The organism is Legionella feeleii (genome assembly GCF_001467625.1).
GTDB classification, from domain to species: domain Bacteria; phylum Pseudomonadota; class Gammaproteobacteria; order Legionellales; family Legionellaceae; genus Tatlockia; species Tatlockia feeleii.
In genome coordinates, this window is the sequence record NZ_LNYB01000081.1 from 82,846 (window position 1) to 106,885 (window position 24,040).

A 24,040-nucleotide genomic window follows, 5' to 3' on the forward strand; every position below is an offset into this window, starting at 1 on the left:
ATGGTCTTGCCGCTCAACTTGCGGCCCAGGAACCTGAATCAGCAGCTATTTGTAGCGATAAAGCCGCAGAAATCTATCAATTGCAAAAATTACATCAACATATTGAAGACTACGCAAACAACACTACTCGCTTTATTATACTCGGTAAACAATTACCTACTCCCAGTGGTCATGATAAGACTTCACTCATTATTTCCACACCGCATGAACCAGGAAGTCTTCTTCATCTGCTTGCTCCTTTCGCCAAATATAATATTAATATGACCTTGATTGAATCACGTCCTTACCGCCATCGTAATTGGAGCTATCTATTTTTTATTGATTTTGAAGGACACCAGACAGAACCCCATATCAAGGCAGCCCTGGATGATCTTGGTAGTATGTCGGTCATGATGACTTTACTGGGATCTTATCCACAAACCATGGGATAAATATAAACGGTCATATTTCGCACATCTTGCGAGAAAATTTTTCTAAAACTACTGACATGGTTATTATGCTGCGCATTTTTAAAAAAATTTTCTCGCAACCTGTGCTCAAATCTGACCGTTCTTGCATTTTCTTCCTGTAGTGTGTTCCGAAGAAATCTAATAATATTAGACTGTGGTATAAGCCTAACTTAGTTCTTTAACCAACTTGTGAGCCATCACCAGATCTTCTTGGGTATTTATATCTTGTAAAGGTTGCAAACAAGCGTCATCGACTCTAATTTGATACCCAGACCATAGAACACGGAGTTGCTCTAACGCTTCATGGCTTTCAAGCTCGCATACAGGCCAAGTAACAAAATCGAGTAAAAAAGCCGCCCGATAAGCATACAAACCAATATGGCGAAAAACGTGTTTAATACTGCCTGGTTCATCACGGTGGGCTGGAATCGCACTTCGAGAGAAATAAAGTGCGTTATTGTGGCAATCACGCACTACTTTCACCACATTAGAATTCGCTAATTGTTCATAATGGTCAATTGGCCAACATAATGTTGCCACAGGGCATTGTGAATGATGTAAATTATGTGCAACCTGCGAAATAAGCTCTGGCGCTATTAAAGGTTCATCTCCCTGAACATTAACAATAATGTCCTCGGGCCGGAATTGACCCTGTGCCACTACCTCAGCAATTCTATCAGTACCAGTCTCATGAGCAGGATCAGTCATACATACTTGCGCCCCAAAATGACTGGCATGCTCCGCAATCAACTCATTATCAGTCGCTATGATGACTGATTTAGGCTTTGCTTTCAGAGCTTGTCTATAGACCCGCTCTATTACTGTATAACCCGCCAATTCCATCAATAACTTGCCAGGCAACCGCGTAGATTGGTATCGTGCAGGAATAATCACATGAAAATCAATACTCATAAACGTTCCTTTTCCTCTAAAGGAATCAAACGTGCTTCTTGTTCCAACATCACTGGGATCCCATCACGAATAGGATACGCTAAACGATCAAAACGGCAGATCACCTCATTTTCTTTTAACAGCAATTTTCCTTTACATAGCGGGCAAACCAAGATTTCTAACAAACGTTTATCCACGTGTTTCTCCTTGCGTTATTTGATTGCGCACATAAACAGGCAATGCCTCTGCTGCACTAATCGCTTTTACCTCACCACTTAAGGCAAGGCGAATCATTGCTTGTGCATGGGGGTAAATTGTAAAATGATTCACAAGCCGTGTATGTAAAGACACCGGTAATTGCCGCAAGTAAGCATCAAAACCAACACCAGCTAAAACGAATTTTTTTTCACCAGGTACATGAATATCAGCAGCATCACAAACCTGTTCTTCGCTCTCTTTCGCATCACCAGAAAAACAGGCCCAGTAAAGCTGATTCATCCGAGCATCAAGTACTGCCAGTATAGCAGCATCCTTTGCTAACTGATTCTGCACTCGTACTTCATTGGCTATAGCCGCCAGGCTACTGACCGGCAATAAAGGCAAATCGTGGGAATAAGCCAATCCCTTGGCCACACTGCAGGCAATACGCAACCCAGTAAAACTCCCAGGGCCACGTCCATATACAATTGCATCGAGTTGACTTAAACAGAGTTCACTGTCAGCCAGTAACCGGTCAATCATGGGTAAGAGCATCCGCGCGTGCTGACGCTGTACGTCCTGTTCTTCCCAACGAATCTCACCATTTAGTGCCAAAGCCACAGACGCTTTTTCTGTTGAAGTGTCAATTGACAATAGATTCATTTTGTAAGGCCAATTCATGAATAAAAGTTAATACTGTTTGCTCATCGCGTGTTTTACGCAGTGAAGGTAAACTTGCAAAAACGTAACGACCATAGTCTCTACCCGTTAAACGTGGATCAGCAATCATTAATACGCCTCGATCACTGCTATCTCGAATCAGACGCCCTATCCCTTGTTTCAAGGCTAAGACAGCATTGGGTAAGGATAATTCATCGAAACCAGATAAACCGCGTGACTTTAGGTAGGCCATTTTACCACGTACCACCGGATCAACTGGGCTGGCAAAAGGCAGTTTGTCAATGATAACACAAGAGAGAGCCTCCCCTTTGACGTCTACACCTTCCCAAAAGGTCGCTGTACCCAAAAGTACTGCATTACCGAGCTGGCGAAACCGTGCCAACAAGATTGGCTTGGCTTCTTCCCCTTGTACCAAAAGGGGATATTTTAAAGTATTGGCCAGTCGTTGAGCAACTAATTTTAATGCCCTATGACTGGTAAACAGGAAAAAACACCGCCCACCACAAGCATCAATAACTGGTAAAGCCTTCTCTAACAGAATATCGTAATAACGATTGTCTTTAGGATCAGGCAATTCACGAGGTAAATATAGCAAGGCTTGTTGTTGATAATCGAAAGGACTTGGCAGTAACAATGTTTGAGCCTGGGTTAAACCTAAAGGTTTGGTAAAACAATCAAAAGAAGAGGCCATCGTTAAGGTTGCAGAGGTAAACACATAAGCGCAATGTTGCCGGGTTAACAGATTATGGAACGCTTCGGCGACATCAAAGGGCGTGGCATGAAAAACCAGGGTGTGCTTAAAACGTTCCAGCCAACGGATTTGTGCTTTGTCAGTCTGGCTAAAACGCCCCAGTATTACCTTGAAATCTTCCAATCGTTTTAAACATCGTGCCAGACCAGGAGTCTCTTCAATCGTTGCCTTATATACACAATCTAATAACTCATCAACCAAAGCAAGCAGAGCCTCCCAACCTTCTCTAAATGCTTTATTGCGCTCCAATTCTTCCCAAGCTATACGTTCCTCACGTACTGTCAAAGCGCACAGCAATTGTTCAATAGCCTGCTCTATTTGGAAGCTCAATTTTTTCAATGGTTGATTCGCCAAATCAAGCACCGGCCATTCGCGTAAGAAATCGTCTACCAAATCACGAAGCTGACGCGTACCTAAGCGCTCGCCATTAAAATTCATGGCAATTTCTGCTAACTGGTGGGCCTCATCAAATACAACCACATCAACACCAGGTAAAAGTTCACCAAACCCCTCTTCTTTTAAACGAGAATCAGCAAAAAACAAATGGTGATTAATGACAACAACATCCGATTCAAGTGCTCGCTTACGTGCCTTTACCAAAAAACAGGTTGCGTGATGCTCGCATTCACTACCAAGGCAATTTTCCGTTGTTGAAGTAACATAGGGCCAAACTGGTGAATCCTCACTAATCTCGGGTAATTCGGAACGTTCTCCGGCAGTCAACTGAGGCAGTTTTTCACGTACATGTAAAATCTCATGGGCACATTGTGGATTGATAAATCGCCCCTCTTCGGCATGTAAATTGACACGATAACGACAAAGATAATTGGCCCTACCCTTAAGATTTTGTACTCGTACTGCCACACCCAATGCACGTACCAACATGGGTAGATCTTTATGAAAAAGTTGATCTTGCAGCGTTTTAGTAGCAGTAGAAATGAGTGCTTTTTTACCACTTAGTAAACAAGGAATTAAATAAGCAAAGGTTTTTCCAGTCCCTGTGCCTGCCTCAGCAATCAAGGTTGATTTCTCCATAATAGCCTTGGCTATCGCAGTAGATAAAATCACTTGGGGAGCACGGGCTACAAAGCCGGGAATCGCTGTAGCAAGCCGGCCGTTATTGCTTAATACACGCTGACAATGCTTACTGACATCGTCAGCCGAGTTTATTACTTCGTCCACTCTTTTTCTAAATATTGCAGCTTGCCTTCCACACCTTCCCAAGATTTAGCGTCATCTGGTGCATCCTTTTTGGAAGTGATATTCGGCCAGGTTTTAGCAAGTTCCGCATTGAGTTGTAAAAATTGTTTTTGCTCGTCCGTTAAATCATCCTCAGAAACAATAGCATCAACTGGGCATTCAGGCTCACACAAAGCACAATCAATACACTCTTCAGGGTGAATGACTAAAAAATTGGGACCTTCATAAAAACAATCCACTGGACATACTTCAACACAATCAGTGTATTTACACTTAATACAACTTTCTGTAACCACAAAGGTCATGGCAGAACCCTTAAACTTCATTAACAATAAGGCTTATTAAAGCATAAATTGCCTTAGTCCCGCTAGCTCACTCGGTAGACTTCTCTCAAAACGCTACTACATTGGCACATTACTTCGTCGATACAGTGCCCGAATCCTCATAGACTGCGGCTTTGTGCGCCGTGTCTCCTCGAACTATTCTCACTACAGCAAGTTCAAAAGAGATCTAGTGAATCCGGGATGAGCAACGTAAAATTCTATTCAAAATCAAGTTTTGGCCCAACCGGAACAATCTGGGAAGGGTTAATTGTTTTATGACTAAAATAATAGTGTTGTTTAATATGCAAAAAATTGACTGTTTCTCGTACACCAGGGTAATGATACAGCTTGTGTAAATAGGGTTGGATAGCTGGGTAATCACTGATTCGCCGTTGATTGGTTTTGAAATGACTATAATAAACTGCATCAAAACGAATCAACGTAGTAAAGAAACGCCAATCTGCTTCAGTTAATTGCCCACCTACTAAATAATCATGACGGCTCAAATGAATATCCAATTCATCCAACACCTTGAATAACTCGTAAAAAGCTAACTCATAGGCTTCTTGGCGAGTTGCAAAACCGCATTTATAGACACCATTATTGACAGCGTTGTATATCTTGTCATTGATAGCATCAATCTCCGCTCGTAAGGCAGTGGGATAAAAATCTTGTTTATCACCCGTTAAATGATTAAAAACCTGGTTAAATTGACGAATAATCTCTGCCGATTCATTACTAACGATAGTCTCTTCTTTTTTGTCCCATAAGACAGGTACAGTCACACGACCGCTATAATGGGGATCTGCTTTGCAATACAGCTCGTATAAATAGCGCAAGCCATATAAGTGGTCTCCTGTAGCCCCCATTTCTGCTTTAAATTCCCAACCCTGTTCAAGCATGTGAGGATGAACAATAGACAGACCAATATAATTTTCCAATTTTTTAAATTGTCTAAATAGAAGAGTACGATGAGCCCAAGGACAGGCAAGCGATACATAAAGATGATAGCGTCCTTTTTCTGCCGGAAAACGGGCACCGGACTCCAGACTAATTGTATTTCTGAATTGTGCTGACTCTCTTTTGAAGGCACCCTCTGTTTTAGCAGTATCGTACCACTTATCTTGCCACTGACCGTTGATTAACAAACCCATCTTATCCTCCTGCTGAATTAGAGCCTGGGGTATTTACACCATCACTCAAACTGGCGAAATGTAAAATAACCCAGGCTATTTTTATTCACATTTTAAACAAGAAGAAAACGAAAATTTTTCTGAATTTCAGTCAAACTAAATTTATTTAGGAATAAAGAAAAACTCATCCATGCACTCAGTGCAGCAAGATCACGAAACGGTGGTGGTAGGTATACCGGCGGAATTAAAAGTCCGCGTTCTTTTAATTCACCTAAAAGAGGCAGATCATCCAATACCAGCTTACCAGTAAATAAAAGCGGTATAGAATCAATTCGACGCTGACTGATAGCAAAACGCATGTAATTATAAATTAATAAAAACCCTTTTGCATAAGACAAGTCTTTGGTAAATGGCCCTCCATCAGGGGTACTGCCCCTGAATACGCGTACAGCATGATTATAGCTATCGTCTGCTGTTAACCCACATTCAATAAAATAACGATAGATGTCAATAAAATTAGCCCCTTGCCTTACTTTATCAAGAGCAATAACACGGTTTGTTATTTTGCGTACCCGACCAGGATATGAGGAAAAAGTAACGACCTCAGTAATAACCGCTAAACCTTCCTGAATCACACTACTTGAAGGTGAGCCTTTGGAGAGGAAAAAACAATAAGGCTGCATGGCACCATTTAAAGTCGTGCCAACATGTACCCAACCCTCATGCACTTCAAGGTATTTCAAATCACGATCACTGAATTTGGCATGTTGACTTAATTTGATACTATCAGCTCCCGCAGAGGCATCAGCAACCATATCATCACTGACCATGACAGTCACTTTGCCGGGATGCTGATCAAAAAAGCAGCTTAAGCGCTTTTGCAATAAATCCTGTGCCTGTTTAGGCGTGTATTGTTTAACATCCGCCTCTGACTGTAATTGCACATCCAACGCCGTTAATACATCAAAAAGCAGAGTACCCAATTCGGAAAGACGTGGTCCGCCTGAATAAAAAGCATCGTTAGGACTACCATACAATTCCATGGCTAACTCGCAAAAGGCAGGGGTACCACGCATGGCTAGCATTTGAGCGGCTCTGGAATATTCTTCACATTGCCGTTTAATTAAACGGACAACCGGTGAATATTGGCCTAACTGATTTTGTGCATCACGCAAAATACAACGAAATTCTTCCTGCTTCTCTGAGGCATCAAAGGGTATCGGTTTATTATCGTAGTAAGCTTTATCAATTGCAGGCAACTTCTCTGCTTTATTACGAAAAAAATCCTGCTTGATTGAATCATCCCATTTAATACTATCCAAAATACGTATGTTACGCTGTGCTTCTACTAATCGCTTTGACAATTCCTGGATAATAACTAATTCGTCTGATTCTGACATAAGTGCCAACCTTAAATTAGGTAATTTACGAGCTAAGTGCCGGATCCGTCGGAGGAGCAATACTTACCTGCGCATTTTGGTTTTGCGGAGGTAAATCATAGAAATGGCTTATATTACTATCCGTTAAAGGGGGCGGCACTACTACTGTAGTACCATTTTTACTGCGTAAATACAATTGCTCACCATTACTTGCATATTGCGAACAAGCGGTTAACAGCATTATTGATAAAACAAAGAATCCAATTTTTTTCACAACAACCACCCTCAGTTTAAACAAGTTGCAAAGTACGAAGTACTTGCTCTAAAGCTTGATGATGCTCTTCTGACAAGGACGTCAGAGGTAACCGTAATTCATCATTCACTAATCCCATTCTACCTAAAGCCCACTTCACAGGAATAGGATTTGACTCCACAAATAACAACTGGTGTAACGGCGTCAGTTGCTCATTGATACGTAAACAAGTAGCATGCTCATTGTCTAAGCCAGCATCACATAATTTGGCCATCTGTCTGGCAGCCACATTTGCTGTCACTGAAATAACACCTTTTGCACCCGCTAACAGCCATTGGGCAGCAGTCAAATCATCGCCACTATAAACATCAATACTCGCTTCACAACTACGCAGTATCTGTTGTAATCGTGTCATCTGCCCTGTTGCCTCTTTTATCCCTACAATATTTGATATTTTGGCGAGTCGCGCCACCGTTTCAGGTAGCAGATCACACGCAGTCCGACTGGGCACATTATATAATATAATAGGTATCGCTACAGAATTGGCAATATGGCTGTAATGCTGATACAGCCCTTCCTGGGTCGGTTTGATATAAGCTGGTGTCATAATAAGTGCCGCATGAGCACCGTACTCCATAGCCATCTCAGTCAACTCTATGCAATCCCGAGTAGCATTCATTGCTGTACCCGCAATGACTGGAATGCGCTCTCTAACCTGGTCAACAACGGTCTTTATCACTAACAATTTTTCCTGATGAGACAGAGTACCCGATTCACCCGTGGTCCCCGCCGCAACAATTGCATGTGTACCAGCTGAAATATGAAATTCAACCAGTTCACGTAAACGCTCGACATCCACTTTGTCTTCTGACATTGGAGTAACTAATGCAACTATGCTGCCTCGAAACATGATGCCCTCTTTTCCTGAAAACGATTTGCCAATACTACTGGGGGATAGATAATTTCTCAAGCCAAAAAGTTTTTACCAGAAAAGTTGGCTATTCTTGAGCTAATAAACGACTCCATTCAGCATTCCTGATTTGTAGCTGGTTTTCTAAGCAGAAGTAAAATCCAGATCACATTAGCAATCACCCAACATGAACAACATTTACGCAAATGACTTCTTTTTGTACTAATATGACTATGAAGGGATCAACTTGGAAGAGGATAGTCATCATGAGAAATATCATAGGTACGCTGTTTTTCTTGAGCTTATCAACAGCAGGACTCGTTTCTTGTACAAGCACGCAAGTAGGAACTGCCACAGGAGCCGCAGCAGGCGCTGGTATCGGTTACGCTGTCGGTGGTGGTTGGGGATCTGCGATCGGTGCAGGTGCAGGCGCCTTAATTGGTAATCAAATCGGCCAGGAGCAAGACCGAAGATACTACTATCGACACGGTCATTACTATTACTACTAATCGGCTTCCATTTTGTCTTGATTCATAGGCTTGTGCAATCTATGCGTTGTGTTAAGGCAAAATGGAAAACCCGTTGCTATACTGGTAAAGAATAATAAAAAACAGGGAATGTAAGCATGCGATTAAAAAATAAAGTAGCTATTGTAACCGGTGCTGCCAGTGGAATTGGTAAAGAAATTGCACTTGTCTATGCGCGTGAAGGAGCAAAAGTAGCCATTGCTGATCTGAACCTCAGTCAGGCACAACAAGTTGCTGAAGAAATTCAATCCATGAAACACCAAGCCATGGCAGTAGAAATGAATGTTACGGATGAAGACCAAGTAACAAAAGGTGTTGATGCTGTTGCCAAGCATTTTGGTGGTGTGGATGTTTTGGTAAGTAATGCAGGCATTCAGATTATTGATCCAGTCGATAAACTTTCTTTCGCCAATTGGAAAAAAATGCTTGCTATTCATCTGGATGGTGCCTTTCTTACTACCCGAGCCTGTTTGAAACATATGTACGCTTCTGGCAATGGTGGGAGTATTATCTACATGGGCTCAGTCCATTCCAAGGAAGCATCCAAATTAAAAGCACCTTATGTGACAGCAAAACATGGCTTACTCGGCTTATGTAAGGTTGTCGCCAAAGAAGGGGCGGCTTATGGTGTGCGAGCTAACGTAATCTGTCCGGGCTTCGTACGTACCCCTTTAGTCGATAAGCAAATTCCAGAGCAGGCTAAAGAATTAAAGATTAGTGAAGACGACGTTATCAAAAAAGTTATGCTGAAAGATACGGTTGATGGTGAATTTACTACCATTGATGACGTCGCACAAACTGCTTTATTTTTTGCCTCTTTCAGTACCAATGCATTGACTGGACAATCGTTAGTAGTCAGTCATGGTTGGTATATGGAATAACCGCACAATAAAAGATTCCCACCTGCTTTTTCAAAGCAGGTGGGAATGTACGGCGGGCCACTAATAAAGACAGGAGCTTAAGAATGAATGAGTCAGAAGTTAAAAAAAATGCGTTTGCCATGCCCTTTAGTAGCCCCTCTTATCCACCAGGTCCATATCGCTTTATTAACCGTGAATTTTTAATTGTCACCTATGAAACTGATATTGATTTGCTTCGTGAAATTGTACCCGCGCCCTTAGAAGTGGTCGAGCCACTGGTCAAATTTGAAGTTATCCGCATGCCTGATTCAACTGGTTTCGGTGATTACACCGAATCAGGTCAGGTTATTCCCGTACGTTACAAGGGTAAAGCTGGCAGTTATACCCACGCCATGTATTTGGATGATCTTCCACCTATCGTTGGCGGGCGTGAAATCTGGGGCTTTCCTAAAAAACTTGCCCAACCTAAACTCACTGTTGAAAAAGAAACCCTGCTTGGCTCGCTGGATTATGGTTGCAATCGAATTGCTACAGCCACTATGGGTTATAAATATCAAACACTGGATTGCAAAAAAGTTGCTGAATCCCTGACAGCCCCCTGTTATTTATTAAAAATAATTCCACATGTTGATGGCACCATACGCATTTGCGAATTAGTTGAATATGAATTAACTGATGTCATTATTAAAGGAGCATGGACCGGGCCTGCCCAGTTAGAATTGTTCCATCATGCTATGGCACCGATTGCTAAACTGCCTGTGAAAAAAGTTGTGAATGCCGTTCATATTCTCTCTGATCTGACTCTACCCTATGGCCGGGTAGTACATGATTATCTGAAATGAACGCACAAAAAAAGAATTCATCAACTTTCAGATAAAACGTGTTGAATTCTTGAAATTAATACTTCAAAATCAATTAGATAGCTTTTTAGGGAAAATAAATGCTAATTTTGCTGGGGTATCTGGTAATACTACTGTCTGTTTTTGGCGGCTTTGCATTGGCTGGCGGGCATTTAGCAGCAATCATACAACCTGTTGAATTATTAATTATTGCCGGAGCTGCCATTGGTTCTCTAATCGTTGGTAATAAAGCCAGTGTTTTAAAATCAATCGCCAAAGCATTACCCAATGCCTTTCGTAGCGAAAAATCGGCCAAGATTATGTATAGAGATATCTTGGGCCTGCTTTATGCCCTTCTTAATAAGGCTCGACAAGAAGGCCTTATGTCATTGGAATCCGACGTTGACGAACCTGCAAACAGCCCAATTTTTACCAATTTCCCGCGTCTAATGGCCAAACCCCATTTGATTGAATTCATGTGCGATTATTTTCGCCTGATTATCACTGCCAATATGCAGCCTTTTCAACTGGAATCGCTGATGGAAAGTGAAATTGAAACCAATCATGAAGAAGAATTGATTCCAGTACATGCCATTACCAAGCTGGGAGACGGCATGCCCGCTTTTGGTATCGTAGCTGCGGTATTAGGTGTCGTGCATACCATGGAGTCAATCAATCTGCCACCAGCCCAACTTGGGGTGCTGGTAGCACAGGCTTTGGTTGGAACCTTTCTCGGTATTTTATTAGGTTACGGTTTTATAGGTCCCTTAGCAACCGCAATCGAGCAACGAGCTAACGAAACCCAATTGATGCTCAATTGCATTAAAGTAACGCTAATGGCCAGTGTACATAATAATCCACCCATTATAGCGACAGAATTTGGCCGCAAGGTTCTTTTTTCTAATGCAAGACCTTCCTTTAATGAACTCAATGAAGAAATTAAAGCAGTCAAAACTAGTAGTTAGGTAGGAGTCTATGGCTGGTAATAATAATGAAAAAAACCTTATCGTTATAAAAAAAATAAAAAAGCGCGATTCCGGCCATCATGGCGGTTCCTGGAAAATTGCCTATGCTGATTTTGTAACTGCCATGATGGCATTTTTCTTATTGATGTGGTTGCTGGCTTCCTTAAATAAAGCACAAAAAGATGGCTTATCAGAGTATTTCAAACAACCCCTTAGAATAGCTTCCATTGGTGGAGATAGTATGGGGGCCAGAAAAGAAACCATCAACGGTGGAGGTGACAATTTCAAGAAAAAGGATGGCCAAGTAGCAGGAAGCAATCAAGAAAGCGCTGAGATGAAACAGCTTGAGCAATTGAAAACAGACATCATGTTGAGCATGGATAACGACCCGTCCCTATCTGAATTGAAAAAACGCCTTCTAATGGATGTTGTTTCTGAAGGATTACGCATTCAACTCATTGATAATCAAAATAAGCCGATGTTTGGAATGGGTAGTGATGAGATCGATCCTGAAATGCTGGTCGTACTTGATAAAATAGCAAAACTCTTGCAACACATGCCTAATAAAATAACGATTCAAGGCCATACAGACGCCCATCCTTACCACAACCCCGAGGATTTGGAACAAAGTAATTGGGAATTATCAACACAACGAGCCAATACGGCACGCCGCGCCTTGGTCAAATCAGGTATGCAAGAAGAGAAAGTCATGCGGGTAACAGGTTATGCCTCCACTGTTTTACTAGACAAGAAAAACCCTTTAAACCCCAATAACCGCCGCATTACGATCATTGTGATGAAAAAAGAAGCTGAGGCCAAGGTTATTAAAAACGATTGATATCAAGGACTCAACCAAGTTCTTACCTCTAATTCCAGCCAAATTACCAGGATTCCAGTCAATTTAATGATTTTTTAAGCTTTGGTCTTATGACCGCTTTTTGGGGTTGGAGTTCTGATTATCTTAATAGAAAAATAATCTTGATTGCTGGCGCGTTGTTGTTCATTACATTGAGTTATCCTTTATTTTGTGGCTTAACTGCCTGTGGGGAATCAAAGTAACCTGGCCGACCATGCTATGCTTATTAAGGGTTAACTTTAATAGCGAAGCAAGGAACTCACTATGAAAACAAGGCCAGTCTATATCGCAGGAGGAATGCGAACCCCTTTTGTAAAATCGATGACCCACTATAGCAATGTTTCAACTCAAGACTTAATGACTGCTTCGTTGCAAGAATTAGTCAAGAAGATGCATTTAGAGAATAGAATTCTTGGCGATGTTGGGCTAGGCGCTATAATGAACAGTTCCTTCAATTGGAACCTGGCACGAGAATGTGTTCTGGGCACTTCACTTGATCCACATACTCCCGCTTATACTTTACAACGTGCCTGCGGTACCAGTCTTGAAACAACCTTACAAGTTGCACTTAAAATTGCTAACTTTCAAATCGATGATGGGATTGCAGCGGGGATCGATTCAAACAGTGATTTGCCTATTATGTTTAAACCCTCTTTTGCCCAAAAATTACTTGCCTTGCATAATGCCAGGGATTTCACTGCCAAATTAAAAATCATCGCTTCATTTCGTCCTGCTGATTTTAAACCTCAATTTCCGGCCGTTGTTGAACCACGCACTGGTCTATCAATGGGCCAGCATACCGAGAAAATGGTTAAAGAATGGGGAATTACCCGCCAGGCCCAAGATGAGTTAACCCTAACTAGCCATCAAAATGCGGTCAAAGCCTATGAAGAAGGTTTCTACGATGATCTCGTTTTTCCTTTTATGGGCTTAAAGCGGGATACTTTTTTGCGTGCTGATACAAGCATGGAAAAACTGGCTAAATTAAAACCGGCTTTTGATAAAAGCGATGCAGGTACTTTAACAGCAGGCAACAGTACCCCTCTCACCGATGGTTCAGCTGCCGTGTATTTATTATGCGAGGATATTGCCAAAAAATTTAATCATCCAATGCTTGCCCGTTTTGTTGATGCTCAGGTTGCTGCGGTTGATTTTGTTGGTGGAGAAGGGTTACTTATGGCCCCAACCAAGGCTGTCAGTGAATTATTAAAACGTAATAAATTGACCTTACAGGACTTCGATTTTTATGAAATTCATGAAGCGTTTGCCGGCCAGGTTCTCTGCACTCTCAAAGCCTGGGAATCGGATGAATATTGCAAGAAAGTGCTCAATCGTAACCAGGCACTGGGGTCCATTGATAAAACAAAGATGAATATTAAAGGAGGGAGTGTTGCCTTAGGGCACCCTTTTGCGGCTACAGGAGCACGTATTGTCGCTAATCTTGCCAAATTACTGTATCAACGAGGCAGCGGTCGAGGATTGATCTCTATCTGTACAGCGGGTGGCATGGGAGTAGCCGCGCTTATGGAGGCTGTGTAATAAAGAGTATCGCAAGCCTGCTTGACTGGTGAATCAGCGTTTATTTCCTACTCGTCACTAACCAATCAAAGGCAAGGCCGCCAATACGGCCTATGCAATTCAGTCAAAGAAGCAACGTTTAAATAGAAGTGGTTGTTTCCATATAAATAATCGTATTTCCAGTTTATTTATTATGCAGATTAAGTTAAAGTATAAGCGCGTGTTTTACTGGACAGCAAGCTATGAAGCCCTTGACTCGTGACATTTTACTAACCCTCTTAGTCAAGCTTTTGTTACTCATTGCGCTATGGTGGGTTTGTTTCAAAGATGTAGAAAAGTCTTCAAAAAATACACAGCAATGGCTGTTGGGCACTAGTTTGCCATCCGATACGGCACTTATCGCTAAAAAGAAGTCGTGAATTAACGCATCATTTCCTTTTAGCCTTATAAACCTCCAACTTCTGAGGTGATGCTGATGATTCCTGGTAGTGAAATAGTTGATCTCTCTCGTCTACAATTCGCCCTTACTGCGCTCTATCATTTTCTCTTTGTTCCGCTAACTTTAGGCCTGTCTTTATTATTAGCAATTATGGAAACAGTTTATGTCATGACTGGCCGAGAAATTTGGCGTCAAATGGTACGTTATTGGGGTATCCTATTTGGCATTAATTTCGTCTTGGGAGTAGCAACCGGTTTAACCATGGAATTCCAATTTGGAACAAATTGGGCTTATTACTCACATTATGTGGGTGATATCTTTGGTGCGCCATTAGCGATTGAAGGACTGATGGCTTTCTTTTTGGAAGCGACCTTTGTTGGTCTATTCTTCTTTGGTTGGGATAGATTAAGCAAATTCCAACATATGTGTTGTACTTGGTTACTTGCGCTGGGTACCAATTTATCCGCATTATGGATCTTGATTGCCAACGGCTGGATGCAAAATCCTGTTGGTGCAAAATTTGATTATCAAACGATGCGTATGGAAGTCACTGACTTTGCTGAAGTCATGTTCAATCCCGTTGCGCAAGCAAAATTTGTTCATACCATCAGTGCTGGTTATGTGACTGGGGCTATTTTTGTCCTGGCAGTTAGCGCCTATTTTCTCTTGCGCGGCCGCAACAAAGAATTAGCCAAACGTTCGATGACGGTTGCTGTTTCTTTTGGCTTGGCCTCCGCTTTATCAGTAGTCGTGTTAGGTGATGAGAGTGGTTATCTCTCAAACTCTAACCAAAAAATGAAATTAGCCGCCATAGAAGCAATGTGGCACACTGAAAAAGCCCCTGCCGGTTTGACTTTCATTGGTATTCCAAACGAAAAAGAGATGAAAACCGATTACGCCATTGAGATTCCCTATGTATTAGGAATAATTGCCACCCGCTCATTTAATGAGCCAATGGAAGGCATTTACGATCTCATTGAACAAGGAAAACAACAAATTCGTGAAGGGATCCTGGCCTATGACGCCTTAACCCGTTTGCAGAAAAACCGCAATGATGAAGCAGCAAAACTTGCGTTTGAGCAACATGGTAACTATTTGGGTTACGGCTTGTTACTTAAGAAATATACGGAAACCGTAACTGACGCCAGTGAAGAACAAATTGCACAGGCAGCTCAGGATTTGAAACCACACGTTATCCCTCTATTTTTCTCTTTCCGCATCATGGTTGCTTGCGGAATTTTCTTTATTCTCTTATTTGCTGTTGGTTTCTACCTCATTGTTAGACGAAGACTTCACACAACACGCTGGTATTTGCACATCGCGTTCTGGTCATTGCCTTTACCATGGATTGCTGCGGAACTTGGTTGGGTAGTAGCAGAATACGGACGCCAACCTTGGGTGGTGCAAGGTATTTTACCAACATTTATGGGTACTTCTTCTCTTCATTCTTCGCAGGTGTTAACTTCACTCGCTGGTTTTATCCTGTTCTACACTGCCCTCGCCATAGTTGAAGTCTATTTAATGGTGAAATACATCCGTCTTGGCCCCGATGGCATGCAACATCAAACCGGAGAAGCATAATGCCTTTAGATTATGAAACATTACGTGTTATATGGTGGGTTCTGTTAGGTGTTCTGCTGATTGGTTTCGCTATCATGGATGGCTTTGACCTCGGTGTTGCCATGTGGTTACCCTGGCTTTCCAGAAACGATTCGGAAAGACGCATTCTTATTAATAGCATTGCGCCAACCTGGGAAGGTAACCAGGTTTGGTTTATCTTGGGTGGTGGTGCAATCTTCGCAGCATGGCCCATGCTCTACGCCATTTCTTTTTCAGGCTTTTATCTAGCAATGTTACTTATCTTGCTTGCCCTGATTTTGCGCCCAGTAGGCTTTAAGTATCGCTCCAAAATGTCAAATCCTGGATGGCGTGCTTGTTGGGATTGGGCTTTGTTTACAGGTGGATTTGTTCCTTCATTAATCTTCGGGGTCGCTGTTGGTAATGTCTTACAAGGCGTACCTTTTCATTTTGATGACAGTTTACGTCCTTTCTATACAGGAACATTCCTTGCTTTACTCAATCCTTTTGCTTTATTGTGCGGTTTACTTTCTGTATGCATGCTTGCAATGCATGGCGCTTTTTTCATTAATGTCAAAACAGAAGGGAATATCCAGCAACGCGCAATAACTGCAGGAAAGAGTTGTGCTGCATTAACAATCGTTCTATTTATCTGCGGGGGATTGTGGGTTTACTATGGCATTGATGGTTATATTTTAACTAATCTACCCTTGCATGATGGGCCTTCCAACCCGCTCTATAAAACCGCTGCACGCCATGCAGGAGCCTGGTTCTCTAATTTTCAGGACATGCCTATTACTTTTCTTGTACCGATACTCGGTATTGCCGGTGCTCTTTTAGCCATACTCGTTGCAGCAAAAGCCCGCCTGGCCTTTATTTCCAGTGCTGTTTCTATTATAGGCATAATTGCAACAGTCGGGGTTAGTATGTTCCCGTTCATTCTGCCCTCTTCCTCTAATCCGGAACAAAGTTTAATTGTATGGGACAGCTCCTCTAGCCAGTTAACGCTTTTTATTATGTTGATAGCAACAGCAATTTTCTTGCCTATTATCTTAATCTACACCGCCTGGGTTTACCGCGTGTTGCGCGGTAAAGTAACCGTTGAAACGCTTAAGGCCAATCACGAAACAGCTTATTAGGAGTTATTAATCATGTGGTATTTCTCTTGGATTTTAGGTACAGGCTTGGCTTGTACCTTCGCTGTATTAAACGCAATGTGGCTTGAATTACACGAAAATGATAAGGCAGCTGACGTATCAAAATCATCAAACCAGAGAGTGCATTAATACCTGGGGATTTTGTTACAACTCAATTCAGATGCACTCGTTTAATTCTGGGTTTTAGTTTTGAAATTTTGTTTATGCAATAACCTGTCTGCCACGTAACGGCCAACCAACTGTCCCATAAGGACAGCAAGATAGGCTTGACCTGTAAATGACTCAAACCAGGATAAGGTTTGGGCAATTGGACTTTTAGGAACGATATCGCCAAATCCCAGCGTAGTGAGGGTTACAAAAGAATAATAAATCATCGTATTCTCAGTCATATCAACTAAACCCAAAAACGCGCCAGGATCCAACATATAAAGAAACAGATCAAGATAGGCATAGGCCAGTCCAATAAAAAGATAAGCGGATAGGGAGCCAAATAAAGTGGTTACACTAATTGTTTTATCCGCCAAGGTATAATGTAAACAACCAGCAGTCATCAAAGAGAAATAGCAAGTAGCAAAAAATGCCTTGATTGCTCCTACCCAAGATTGAGCCAACCATAGACTGATAACAATAAGCAATAGCTCAATAAAAGCGATACCAAGAATCAATAACAATAGCTTATTTCCCCGTTCTCCGATTAATACCAAACTACAGATAATCAGAATCAGAAAAAATAAATCAGTCACTCTTGATAGCTCAAACTGGGATTCCAATGCTTTAGAAAAACAAAAAAGCAACAAGACAAAAAAAAGAAATAAAAACCGTAGGCGTTTAATGAGTTTGGTTAAATGAAATAGGCGTCTCATTGTTGAACTCAGACGTGAAATCATCCCTAGTGTTTCCTAAGTATCTCTGCACAGTCAATAAATATCAACTGTCATAAATTAGGGGCTGACGCGGGATCAAAATGACGCAATTATGGTCTAAAATTAACTTAAAAGAATATTAAATATGCTTTTAATAGCATGGTTGTAATAGCAACCGCTTTATTCAGGAGTACAATCATGAGTCATGAAGATGAAGCACTTACAATTTCAAACCCGCGGTTACTCTCTGCTGTTTATTTCGCTTTGTTAGCAGTTATCGCGACTGTAATCATTGACTTGCTTTTTTATTCGATAGGATTAGAACGACTGCTACCAACTTTTCAGGCGATTCTTCTAGCAGTTATTGTAGCAGCCTGTTTCGGAGCCCTTTTTGGAGAACTTATTGTTCATTGCCCTCAACCTTATCGCCGTAAAACGTTTTTATGGGGATTTTTAATGGTTATTGTGGCCCTGCCTTTTTATGATTTGGGTTTCCTTTATCTTCTCAGGGGCTCCTATAGCCATTCTTTTGAGGGTTCAACCTTCAGTAATTTAGCTGTTATGTATTTATTTGTCTTACTATACAGCTTTATACTGGCAGGATTGTGGCTTGCTATTGCAGCGGGATTTGCAGCGATGTATTTACGTGGACATTTAGTTTACGACATACTACATTCAAAAAATCAGAGAAAAACAACGCCTGTTTCTTTACAACAAAAAGCAGAAGCATTGAAGCAGTCTAAGAATGATAAAATAATAACTCACTAAATGGCAGGTGCTATGACATTGAATGCTGACGAACAAACTCCATTAAGCCCCGGATTTGCTGGGGCTATTTTCTTTGCTATTTTTGCTGTGCTATTCATGCTGTTTACTAAATACACTTTATTATCGCTAAAAGACAGTTTGTTACTGCCTCTTTTACCTTCGCTATTGATCGCCGCAATTACCGGTGCTTTTGCTGGAGGTATATTGGGGGGAGTTTTAGCAAAAAAAGGCCATTGGGTACGTCCTTTTTTCATTGGTATTTTATTAGCCTGCCTGTCACTTATTTTAGGTAGTTTAGGCATATTGACCCATTCTTACTTAAGTAACCCCAGTTTTTTTGCTCGTTTCCACCACTGGCAAGACTATTTTGTTGTGTATGGTGTAGTGTTATTATCCTTAACATTAACGATTGGTCTATGGCTGATCCCTCTTACTGGTTTGGTAGCCATTTATTTTAATAAGCACTTTTTTCCAGGCCTCCTCGCTGTGGATGAAAAGCGGCAACTAGAAAATAAACAAAGTAAAACTGATTCCACTAAATCTGATGAATAATAAAACACAGTTATTAACCCTTATGCGAGAAGGGGCTATTGTGATTACCCCTAATAATCGCTTAAGCACAGAACTGTTAAATGATTTTTTTGCTGCCATACCTCTTTCCATTCAAGATAAACCCCGATGTTTTCCATACCGGGCATTTTTATTAGATACTTTCAAAAAAATAAGGCACAAAAACCCGCACGTTAATTACCCTATCGTATTAACCACACAACAACTTCGTCATTTATGGCGCCAAATACTTAGCAATCACGCATCACTTCCTGTTAACGAAGGATTGTTAAACGCCGTTGAAGAAGCGTGGAAACGTTGTCATTTATGGCAGCTTGATTTTCATCACCCAGCCTTTTCTTACACAGCCCAAACCCGCCAATTTCAGCAGTGGGTGCTGCAACTTCAACAAGAACTGGACAAACTGGATGCAATAACAGAAGACGAATTAGCGACTTATCTAAGTAGGCAACAGAACATATTAGATGCCCAACCCTTAATCTGGGCTTGTTTTGATGATTACACCCCCCAGCAAAAAGCATTGCAAAAACTATTTAATGCTCAAGGTTGTCAAATCTACCATTACGATTTGGCCCCACAGTCAGCTATCGGTTATCAATATACTGCACAAAATGACGACGATGAACAGCAACAACTTATACATTGGATAAAAGGACGCTTAGCCCAAGGAGAAACGCATATTGCAGTCGTTGTCCCTGATTTACAAATTCAATCCCAAGGCTTACAACGTCTTCTACAACAGCAGTTTCCTGTAGAACAATTCAACCTGTCTTTAGGTCAAGCCTTGGCTGATTACCCTCTAGTCGCACACGCTTTATGCTGGCTGCATCTCGATAGCAAAACAATAACAGCCCAGCAAGCGCGCTTGCTCTTACATTCGCCTTACCTTGCCTACTCACAAACAGAAATGTTAGCAAGGGCACAATTTATGGAAGACAGTTCTACATTACGAGAACACACTATTTCCTATGGCACATTGATTAAAGACTTGCATTATGCCACGCCTAAACTTGCTAAAGTCTTGGAAAATATCACGGCCTATCCTGAACAAGCCTCTCCACAAACTTGGGCAAGCGCATTTAAGACACGGCTTGCAGCGATGGGATTTCCTGGTCAATATCCTCTCGACTCAGCAACGTACCAATGTTATCAGCGCTTTTTAATCGTATTTGACGAATTTAAACAATTGGCACTAATCACACCAGGTATGAACAAAGAGCAGGCTCTCCTGACTTTAAACGAACTATTCAAATCAACCATCTTTCAACCCAAAAAAGCAAAAGCGGTTATCCAGGTTCTTGGTTTATTAGAGGCGTCAGGTTGTCTGTTTGAAAGCCTTTGGGTCACTGGCCTTACTGATCAGTGTTTACCACAAAAAGCGAAATTATCAGCCTTTATACCTATTTCCTTGCAGCGTGCTTATTCCATGCCACACGCAGACCCGCAACGTGAACTACAATTAGCACAAAAAACCTTAGCAAGATTAAAAAACAGTAGCGCACATACCGTATTTAGCTATTCTCGCTTAAGCAAGGATCAGCCAAATATGCCAAGTCCCTTGCTCGCCGATTTAGAAACCTACGATGCGCCACTTATTGAAACAGTAGCTCAACAATCGCATCTAACCAGTTTCAATGAAACCTACTACCTTCCACTGATCGACAATGAAAACATTAGTGGCGGAACTGCTATCTTGGCAAATCAGGCCAAATGCCCGTTTCGAGCCTTTGCCGCGCATCGTCTCCATGTAAGAGCAGCCGCAGAAATGTCAACGGGTCCAGACGCTATGGAGCGTGGCCAGTTAATTCATAAGATCATGGAGCTATTATGGCAAACGCTGCAAAATCAGGAAAATCTTTTATCTCTAGATGAAGGGCAGTTAAACGAACATATCGAGACCGCCATTACCTCAGCTATAGAACCCTTGGTAAAACAAAGACCCTCCACTTTTTCTACTCTGATACAGGACGTTGAACTATTAAGGCTTAAACGATTAGTGCATGCCTGCCTGGCGTGGGAACGGCAACGACCACCGTTTAGCGTGGATGCTCTGGAACAAACGTTTACCATTAATCTGGCTGGAATTGATTTTTACGTACGTGTTGACCGTTTAGATAACATTGCAGAGAATAAAAAATGGGTGATCGATTATAAAAGTAGTTTGCCGCAAAGCCTGCCATGGAAAGAAGATCGCCCACAGGAGCCTCAACTCTTACTCTATGCTTTATTAGATGAAACAATTAATGCACTGTTGTTTGCCCAGTTAAAAGCTGGTCAGTTAACCTGTAAAGGATTAAGTGCAGAACCCTATCCTGTTCCCGGCATCATAGCTTTAAAAAAAGACGAAAACTGGGTTGATTATCGCCAACATTGGCAAAGTCAATTGAATGATTTAGCCGGTGAATTCAGTCAAGGCCATTGCCCTCCCAAGCCCAATAACGTTTCAGTTTGCCAGAATTGCGACTATCAAAGTTTGTGCCGCTTTAGGAATAATTTATAGGAGTATTCATGCACCACTTGATTATAGGCTACGGCTATTGTGGCTATCATTTGGCCCAATATTTATTAAACCGGCAACAAACGGTGACGGCTATATCACGCCATCTTGACGAATCAATGAATTTGCCAGGCTTACGACACATTATTCACGACATCAATAAACCTTTTCTCTGGCAAGAAAAAAACACCGTCCTTTATTATTTAATTCCTCCCGCCAGTGAGGGTGAACAAGATAAAATCCTGGAGACCTTTCTTAACCTAAGTTCCATACAACCTGCCAAGATTATCTATTTTGGTTCCAGTGGTGTTTATGGTAATCACCAGGGAAACTGGGTTGATGAACAGTCAAGCTGCAATTTGGATCATCCCAGACAACATCGTCGCTTAAATGCCGAACAACAATGGCTCACCTTTTGTAAGCAACATCAAATTCCTTGCGTACTTCTTCGTGTGGCGGGTATCTATGGACCCAATCGCTTGCCAGTGCAAGCCGCTATTGCCCAAAAACCGCTACTTGCGCCTCATGAAGCCCCCTACACCAATCATATCTACGTGCATGATCTCAGTGAGATTGCTTATCAGTTTGCCGAAAAAATTGAGTTAAGCGGCATTTATAATATCGCTGATGGTAAACCAGACTTATTGGGTACCTTACAACAACAAGTTGCACAAGCACTTGGATTAGAAGCAGCACCTTATGAACCGTGGGAACAAATCTGGGCATTGGCAAGCCCAATGAAAAGAGAGTTTATGCTCGCCTCCAAGCGCTTGAGTATTGATGCTTTACGCGCTACCTTAAAGGAAACATTAAGGCTCACTTCTTTATCAGAGGCAGTCATTAATAGTCTTAAAGAGGAAGGAAATTTTTCATGAAGATCTTGATTGCAGGCGCATCTGGCTTTATTGGCCAGGAATTAGTAAAAGCATTAACCAAGCATAATCTTACTGTGTTAGGACGAAACAGAGCCACCTTACAACGGTGCTTTTCCAACGCGGCCACCATTTGCACCTGGGAGACTCTGCATGAACTGGATGCCCAAACTTATGATGTAGTCATCAATCTTTGTGGTTACAATATTGGCGCATCCCGCTGGACTACAGAAGTAAAAAAACAACTTATTGAATCGCGTGTTAACACAAGTACTGCATTGATCGATTGGGCCATTAAGCAAGAGGCAAGACCTCGATTTTACTGCGCAAATGCAATCGGTATTTATGGCCTGCAGGAGAATGGGGCCCCGGAAGCTTTTGACGAAAGCAGCATCCTTGATTTTAACCACCCGCGGGATTTTCTTAACGAGATAGGATTGCGCTGGCAACAAGCCTTGCAACCGGCAATCGATCATGGCATGCAAACAACAATTACCCGTTTTGGTGTTGTGCTTAAAAAAGGTCAGGGTATGTTAAAAAAGCTGGCCCCCAGTTTTTATTTTGGCTTAGGCTCGATAGTAGGCGATGGCAGACAAGTCATTTCCTGGGTACATAGTCAGGATCTTGTCGACGCTTTTTTATTCTTATTGGATAAGCCTGAATTAACTGGTGCCTTTAATATCACATCCCCCTATCCGGTAAGTCAGGCAGAATTTGCTCGTACGCTGGCCAAAGCCATGCATCGTCCTTTATTACTTAAAACCCCGGCATTTATTATACGGGCGCTGTTTGGTGAAATGGGCGAATGTTTATTGCTTCAAGGACAACGAGTCATACCCAAGCGTTTACTGGAAAATGGCTATCAATTTCACTATCCGCTTCTAATTAACGCTTTAACCAAGGAATTTGGGTAGGCGCTGTTTACCTAGGTATCATCTTAGCGCTTATGGCTTTATTTTCTTGCACTGCGATGCTCGAAAATACAGCCATAAGCACTAGCTAGCAAACTGTAAACAGCCCCAACTCAGGTTATAATTAATTGGTATGATGCTATCAGGGACTTGATTGGAGGGGGTACCATGACTAATTTTATTAAACAAACTATTGCACTGGCAAAAGAAAATGTAAACCATGGCGGCCGCCCCTTTGCCTGCCTCATAGTCCAGCAGGGCCACGTTATTGCCCAGGCAACCAACCAAGTTGCACAAACCAAGGATCCAACTGCCCATGCAGAAATTGTGGCTATACGTGAGGCTTGTACAAAGTTAGGTACGGAACATCTAACCGATTGCGAGTTTTACATTCTTGCTCATCCCTGCCCCATGTGCCTGGCAGCGATGTATTATTGTAGCCCATCTAAAGTTACTTTTATTACTACACGAGATGATTATTCACACTATTACGTTGATCATCGCAAATATTTTACCTTAGATAATTTTTATGCTGAATTTGGCAAACCCTGGCAAGAGCGCAATTTACCAATGACCTATCATCCTGATCCGGAGGGAATTGAAGTTTACAAGCTTTGGCGCAAACTAAATCCCACTTCACAATAGTATGAGC

27 protein-coding genes are annotated in these 24,040 nt (G+C 41.8%); 17 read left to right on the plus strand and 10 right to left on the minus strand.

Annotated features, from left to right (window positions below; translation table 11 throughout):
- Positions 1-431, plus strand: a 431-nt coding sequence (locus Lfee_RS10240) for a prephenate dehydratase (protein ID WP_193786949.1), incomplete at its 5' end; no start/stop codon positions are given.
- A gap of 183 nt (positions 432-614) precedes the next feature.
- On the opposite strand, the gene kdsB is transcribed toward Lfee_RS10240, so the two are convergent.
- From kdsB to dapA, 9 genes are all read right to left on the minus strand, one after another.
- Entirely contained in the window at positions 615-1,361 is a 747-nt protein-coding gene (gene kdsB, locus Lfee_RS10245; RefSeq protein ID WP_058446482.1) for a 3-deoxy-manno-octulosonate cytidylyltransferase, read from the minus strand.
- Positions 1,358-1,537 carry a Trm112 family protein gene (locus tag Lfee_RS10250; RefSeq protein WP_058446484.1) on the minus strand — a complete coding sequence of 60 codons (180 nt, stop codon included), beginning with the start codon at positions 1,535-1,537 and terminating at the stop codon, positions 1,358-1,360. Before Lfee_RS10250 ends, kdsB begins: the two co-directional genes overlap by 4 nt.
- Positions 1,530-2,201, minus strand: a complete 672-nt coding sequence (tsaB, locus tag Lfee_RS10255; RefSeq protein ID WP_058446828.1) for a tRNA (adenosine(37)-N6)-threonylcarbamoyltransferase complex dimerization subunit type 1 TsaB — start codon at positions 2,199-2,201, stop codon at positions 1,530-1,532. Before tsaB ends, Lfee_RS10250 begins: the two co-directional genes overlap by 8 nt.
- Positions 2,182-4,152: an ATP-dependent DNA helicase gene (locus tag Lfee_RS10260; RefSeq protein ID WP_058446486.1), complete on the minus strand. Its 1,971-nt coding sequence runs from the start codon at positions 4,150-4,152 to the stop codon at positions 2,182-2,184. The genes tsaB and Lfee_RS10260 overlap by 20 nt, the downstream gene beginning before the upstream one ends.
- On the minus strand, positions 4,140-4,475 hold the full coding sequence (gene fdxA, locus Lfee_RS10265) for a ferredoxin FdxA (protein ID WP_026069609.1): 336 nt from the start codon (positions 4,473-4,475) through the stop codon (positions 4,140-4,142). The genes Lfee_RS10260 and fdxA overlap by 13 nt, the downstream gene beginning before the upstream one ends.
- A 236-nt stretch (positions 4,476-4,711) precedes the next feature.
- A complete protein-coding gene (locus Lfee_RS10270; RefSeq protein ID WP_058446488.1) occupies positions 4,712-5,647 on the minus strand; it encodes a glutathione S-transferase family protein in 936 nt (311 codons plus the stop codon).
- Positions 5,648-5,739: 92 nt separating this feature from the next.
- Positions 5,740-7,026, minus strand: coding sequence for a flavohemoglobin expression-modulating QEGLA motif protein (locus Lfee_RS10275; RefSeq protein WP_058446490.1), 1,287 nt, complete (start codon positions 7,024-7,026; stop codon positions 5,740-5,742).
- 25 nt (positions 7,027-7,051) lie between these two features.
- Positions 7,052-7,279, minus strand: coding sequence for a hypothetical protein (locus Lfee_RS10280; RefSeq protein WP_058446492.1), 228 nt, complete (start codon positions 7,277-7,279; stop codon positions 7,052-7,054).
- Between the two features lie 16 nt (positions 7,280-7,295).
- Complete coding sequence (gene dapA / locus Lfee_RS10285) at positions 7,296-8,168, minus strand: 4-hydroxy-tetrahydrodipicolinate synthase (protein WP_058446494.1); 873 nt, start codon at positions 8,166-8,168, stop codon at positions 7,296-7,298.
- Positions 8,169-8,434: 266 nt separating this feature from the next.
- Here dapA and Lfee_RS10290 point away from each other — a divergent pair, with 266 nt between their 5' ends.
- From Lfee_RS10290 to cydX, 10 genes are all read left to right on the plus strand, one after another.
- Positions 8,435-8,677 (plus strand): glycine zipper domain-containing protein, encoded by a 243-nt coding sequence (locus Lfee_RS10290; RefSeq protein ID WP_058446496.1) that lies wholly within the window; start codon positions 8,435-8,437, stop codon positions 8,675-8,677.
- A gap of 116 nt (positions 8,678-8,793) precedes the next feature.
- A complete protein-coding gene (locus tag Lfee_RS10295) occupies positions 8,794-9,576 on the plus strand; it encodes a 3-hydroxybutyrate dehydrogenase (protein ID WP_058446498.1) in 783 nt (260 codons plus the stop codon).
- An 83-nt stretch (positions 9,577-9,659) separates the two neighbouring features.
- The gene (locus tag Lfee_RS10300) at positions 9,660-10,397 is read left to right on the plus strand and encodes an acetoacetate decarboxylase (RefSeq protein WP_058446500.1); all 738 of its coding nucleotides are present in this window, start codon (positions 9,660-9,662) and stop codon (positions 10,395-10,397) included.
- 98 nt (positions 10,398-10,495) lie between these two features.
- The gene (gene motA / locus Lfee_RS10305; protein WP_058446502.1) at positions 10,496-11,359 is read left to right on the plus strand and encodes a flagellar motor stator protein MotA; all 864 of its coding nucleotides are present in this window, start codon (positions 10,496-10,498) and stop codon (positions 11,357-11,359) included.
- 10 nt (positions 11,360-11,369) lie between these two features.
- Entirely contained in the window at positions 11,370-12,197 is an 828-nt protein-coding gene (gene motB / locus Lfee_RS10310) for a flagellar motor protein MotB (protein WP_058446504.1), read from the plus strand.
- Positions 12,198-12,479: 282 nt separating this feature from the next.
- Positions 12,480-13,754: an acetyl-CoA C-acetyltransferase gene (locus Lfee_RS10315; RefSeq protein WP_058446506.1), complete on the plus strand. Its 1,275-nt coding sequence runs from the start codon at positions 12,480-12,482 to the stop codon at positions 13,752-13,754.
- A gap of 221 nt (positions 13,755-13,975) precedes the next feature.
- On the plus strand, positions 13,976-14,152 hold the full coding sequence (gene cydP, locus Lfee_RS17350; RefSeq protein WP_165482121.1) for a cytochrome oxidase putative small subunit CydP: 177 nt from the start codon (positions 13,976-13,978) through the stop codon (positions 14,150-14,152).
- Between the two features lie 56 nt (positions 14,153-14,208).
- Entirely contained in the window at positions 14,209-15,753 is a 1,545-nt protein-coding gene (locus tag Lfee_RS10320) for a cytochrome ubiquinol oxidase subunit I (protein WP_058446508.1), read from the plus strand.
- Complete coding sequence (gene cydB, locus Lfee_RS10325; protein WP_058446511.1) at positions 15,753-16,889, plus strand: cytochrome d ubiquinol oxidase subunit II; 1,137 nt, start codon at positions 15,753-15,755, stop codon at positions 16,887-16,889. The genes Lfee_RS10320 and cydB overlap by 1 nt, the downstream gene beginning before the upstream one ends.
- 9 nt (positions 16,890-16,898) lie before the next feature.
- Complete coding sequence (gene cydX / locus Lfee_RS16735; RefSeq protein WP_202972495.1) at positions 16,899-17,036, plus strand: cytochrome bd-I oxidase subunit CydX; 138 nt, start codon at positions 16,899-16,901, stop codon at positions 17,034-17,036.
- 41 nt (positions 17,037-17,077) lie between these two features.
- Here the strand turns inward: cydX and Lfee_RS10330 are convergent, their stop codons facing one another.
- Positions 17,078-17,770, minus strand: a complete 693-nt coding sequence (locus Lfee_RS10330; protein ID WP_238584916.1) for a potassium channel family protein — start codon at positions 17,768-17,770, stop codon at positions 17,078-17,080.
- 198 nt (positions 17,771-17,968) lie between these two features.
- On the opposite strand from Lfee_RS10330, the gene Lfee_RS10335 reads away from it, so the two are divergent.
- The 6 genes from Lfee_RS10335 (at position 17,969) to Lfee_RS10360 (ending at position 24,033) form a co-directional block, all read left to right on the plus strand.
- Entirely contained in the window at positions 17,969-18,538 is a 570-nt protein-coding gene (locus Lfee_RS10335; protein WP_058446515.1) for a hypothetical protein, read from the plus strand.
- A gap of 12 nt (positions 18,539-18,550) precedes the next feature.
- A complete protein-coding gene (locus Lfee_RS10340) occupies positions 18,551-19,090 on the plus strand; it encodes a hypothetical protein (RefSeq protein ID WP_131753128.1) in 540 nt (179 codons plus the stop codon).
- Positions 19,083-21,608 (plus strand): PD-(D/E)XK nuclease family protein, encoded by a 2,526-nt coding sequence (locus tag Lfee_RS10345; protein ID WP_058446519.1) that lies wholly within the window; start codon positions 19,083-19,085, stop codon positions 21,606-21,608. The genes Lfee_RS10340 and Lfee_RS10345 overlap by 8 nt, the downstream gene beginning before the upstream one ends.
- 8 nt (positions 21,609-21,616) lie before the next feature.
- Positions 21,617-22,480 (plus strand): SDR family oxidoreductase, encoded by an 864-nt coding sequence (locus Lfee_RS10350; RefSeq protein WP_058446522.1) that lies wholly within the window; start codon positions 21,617-21,619, stop codon positions 22,478-22,480.
- Positions 22,477-23,391: a TIGR01777 family oxidoreductase gene (locus Lfee_RS10355; protein WP_058446524.1), complete on the plus strand. Its 915-nt coding sequence runs from the start codon at positions 22,477-22,479 to the stop codon at positions 23,389-23,391. The genes Lfee_RS10350 and Lfee_RS10355 overlap by 4 nt, the downstream gene beginning before the upstream one ends.
- Positions 23,392-23,556: 165 nt before the next feature.
- Positions 23,557-24,033, plus strand: coding sequence for a nucleoside deaminase (locus Lfee_RS10360; protein WP_058446526.1), 477 nt, complete (start codon positions 23,557-23,559; stop codon positions 24,031-24,033).
- Positions 24,034-24,040: the final 7 nt, after the last annotated feature.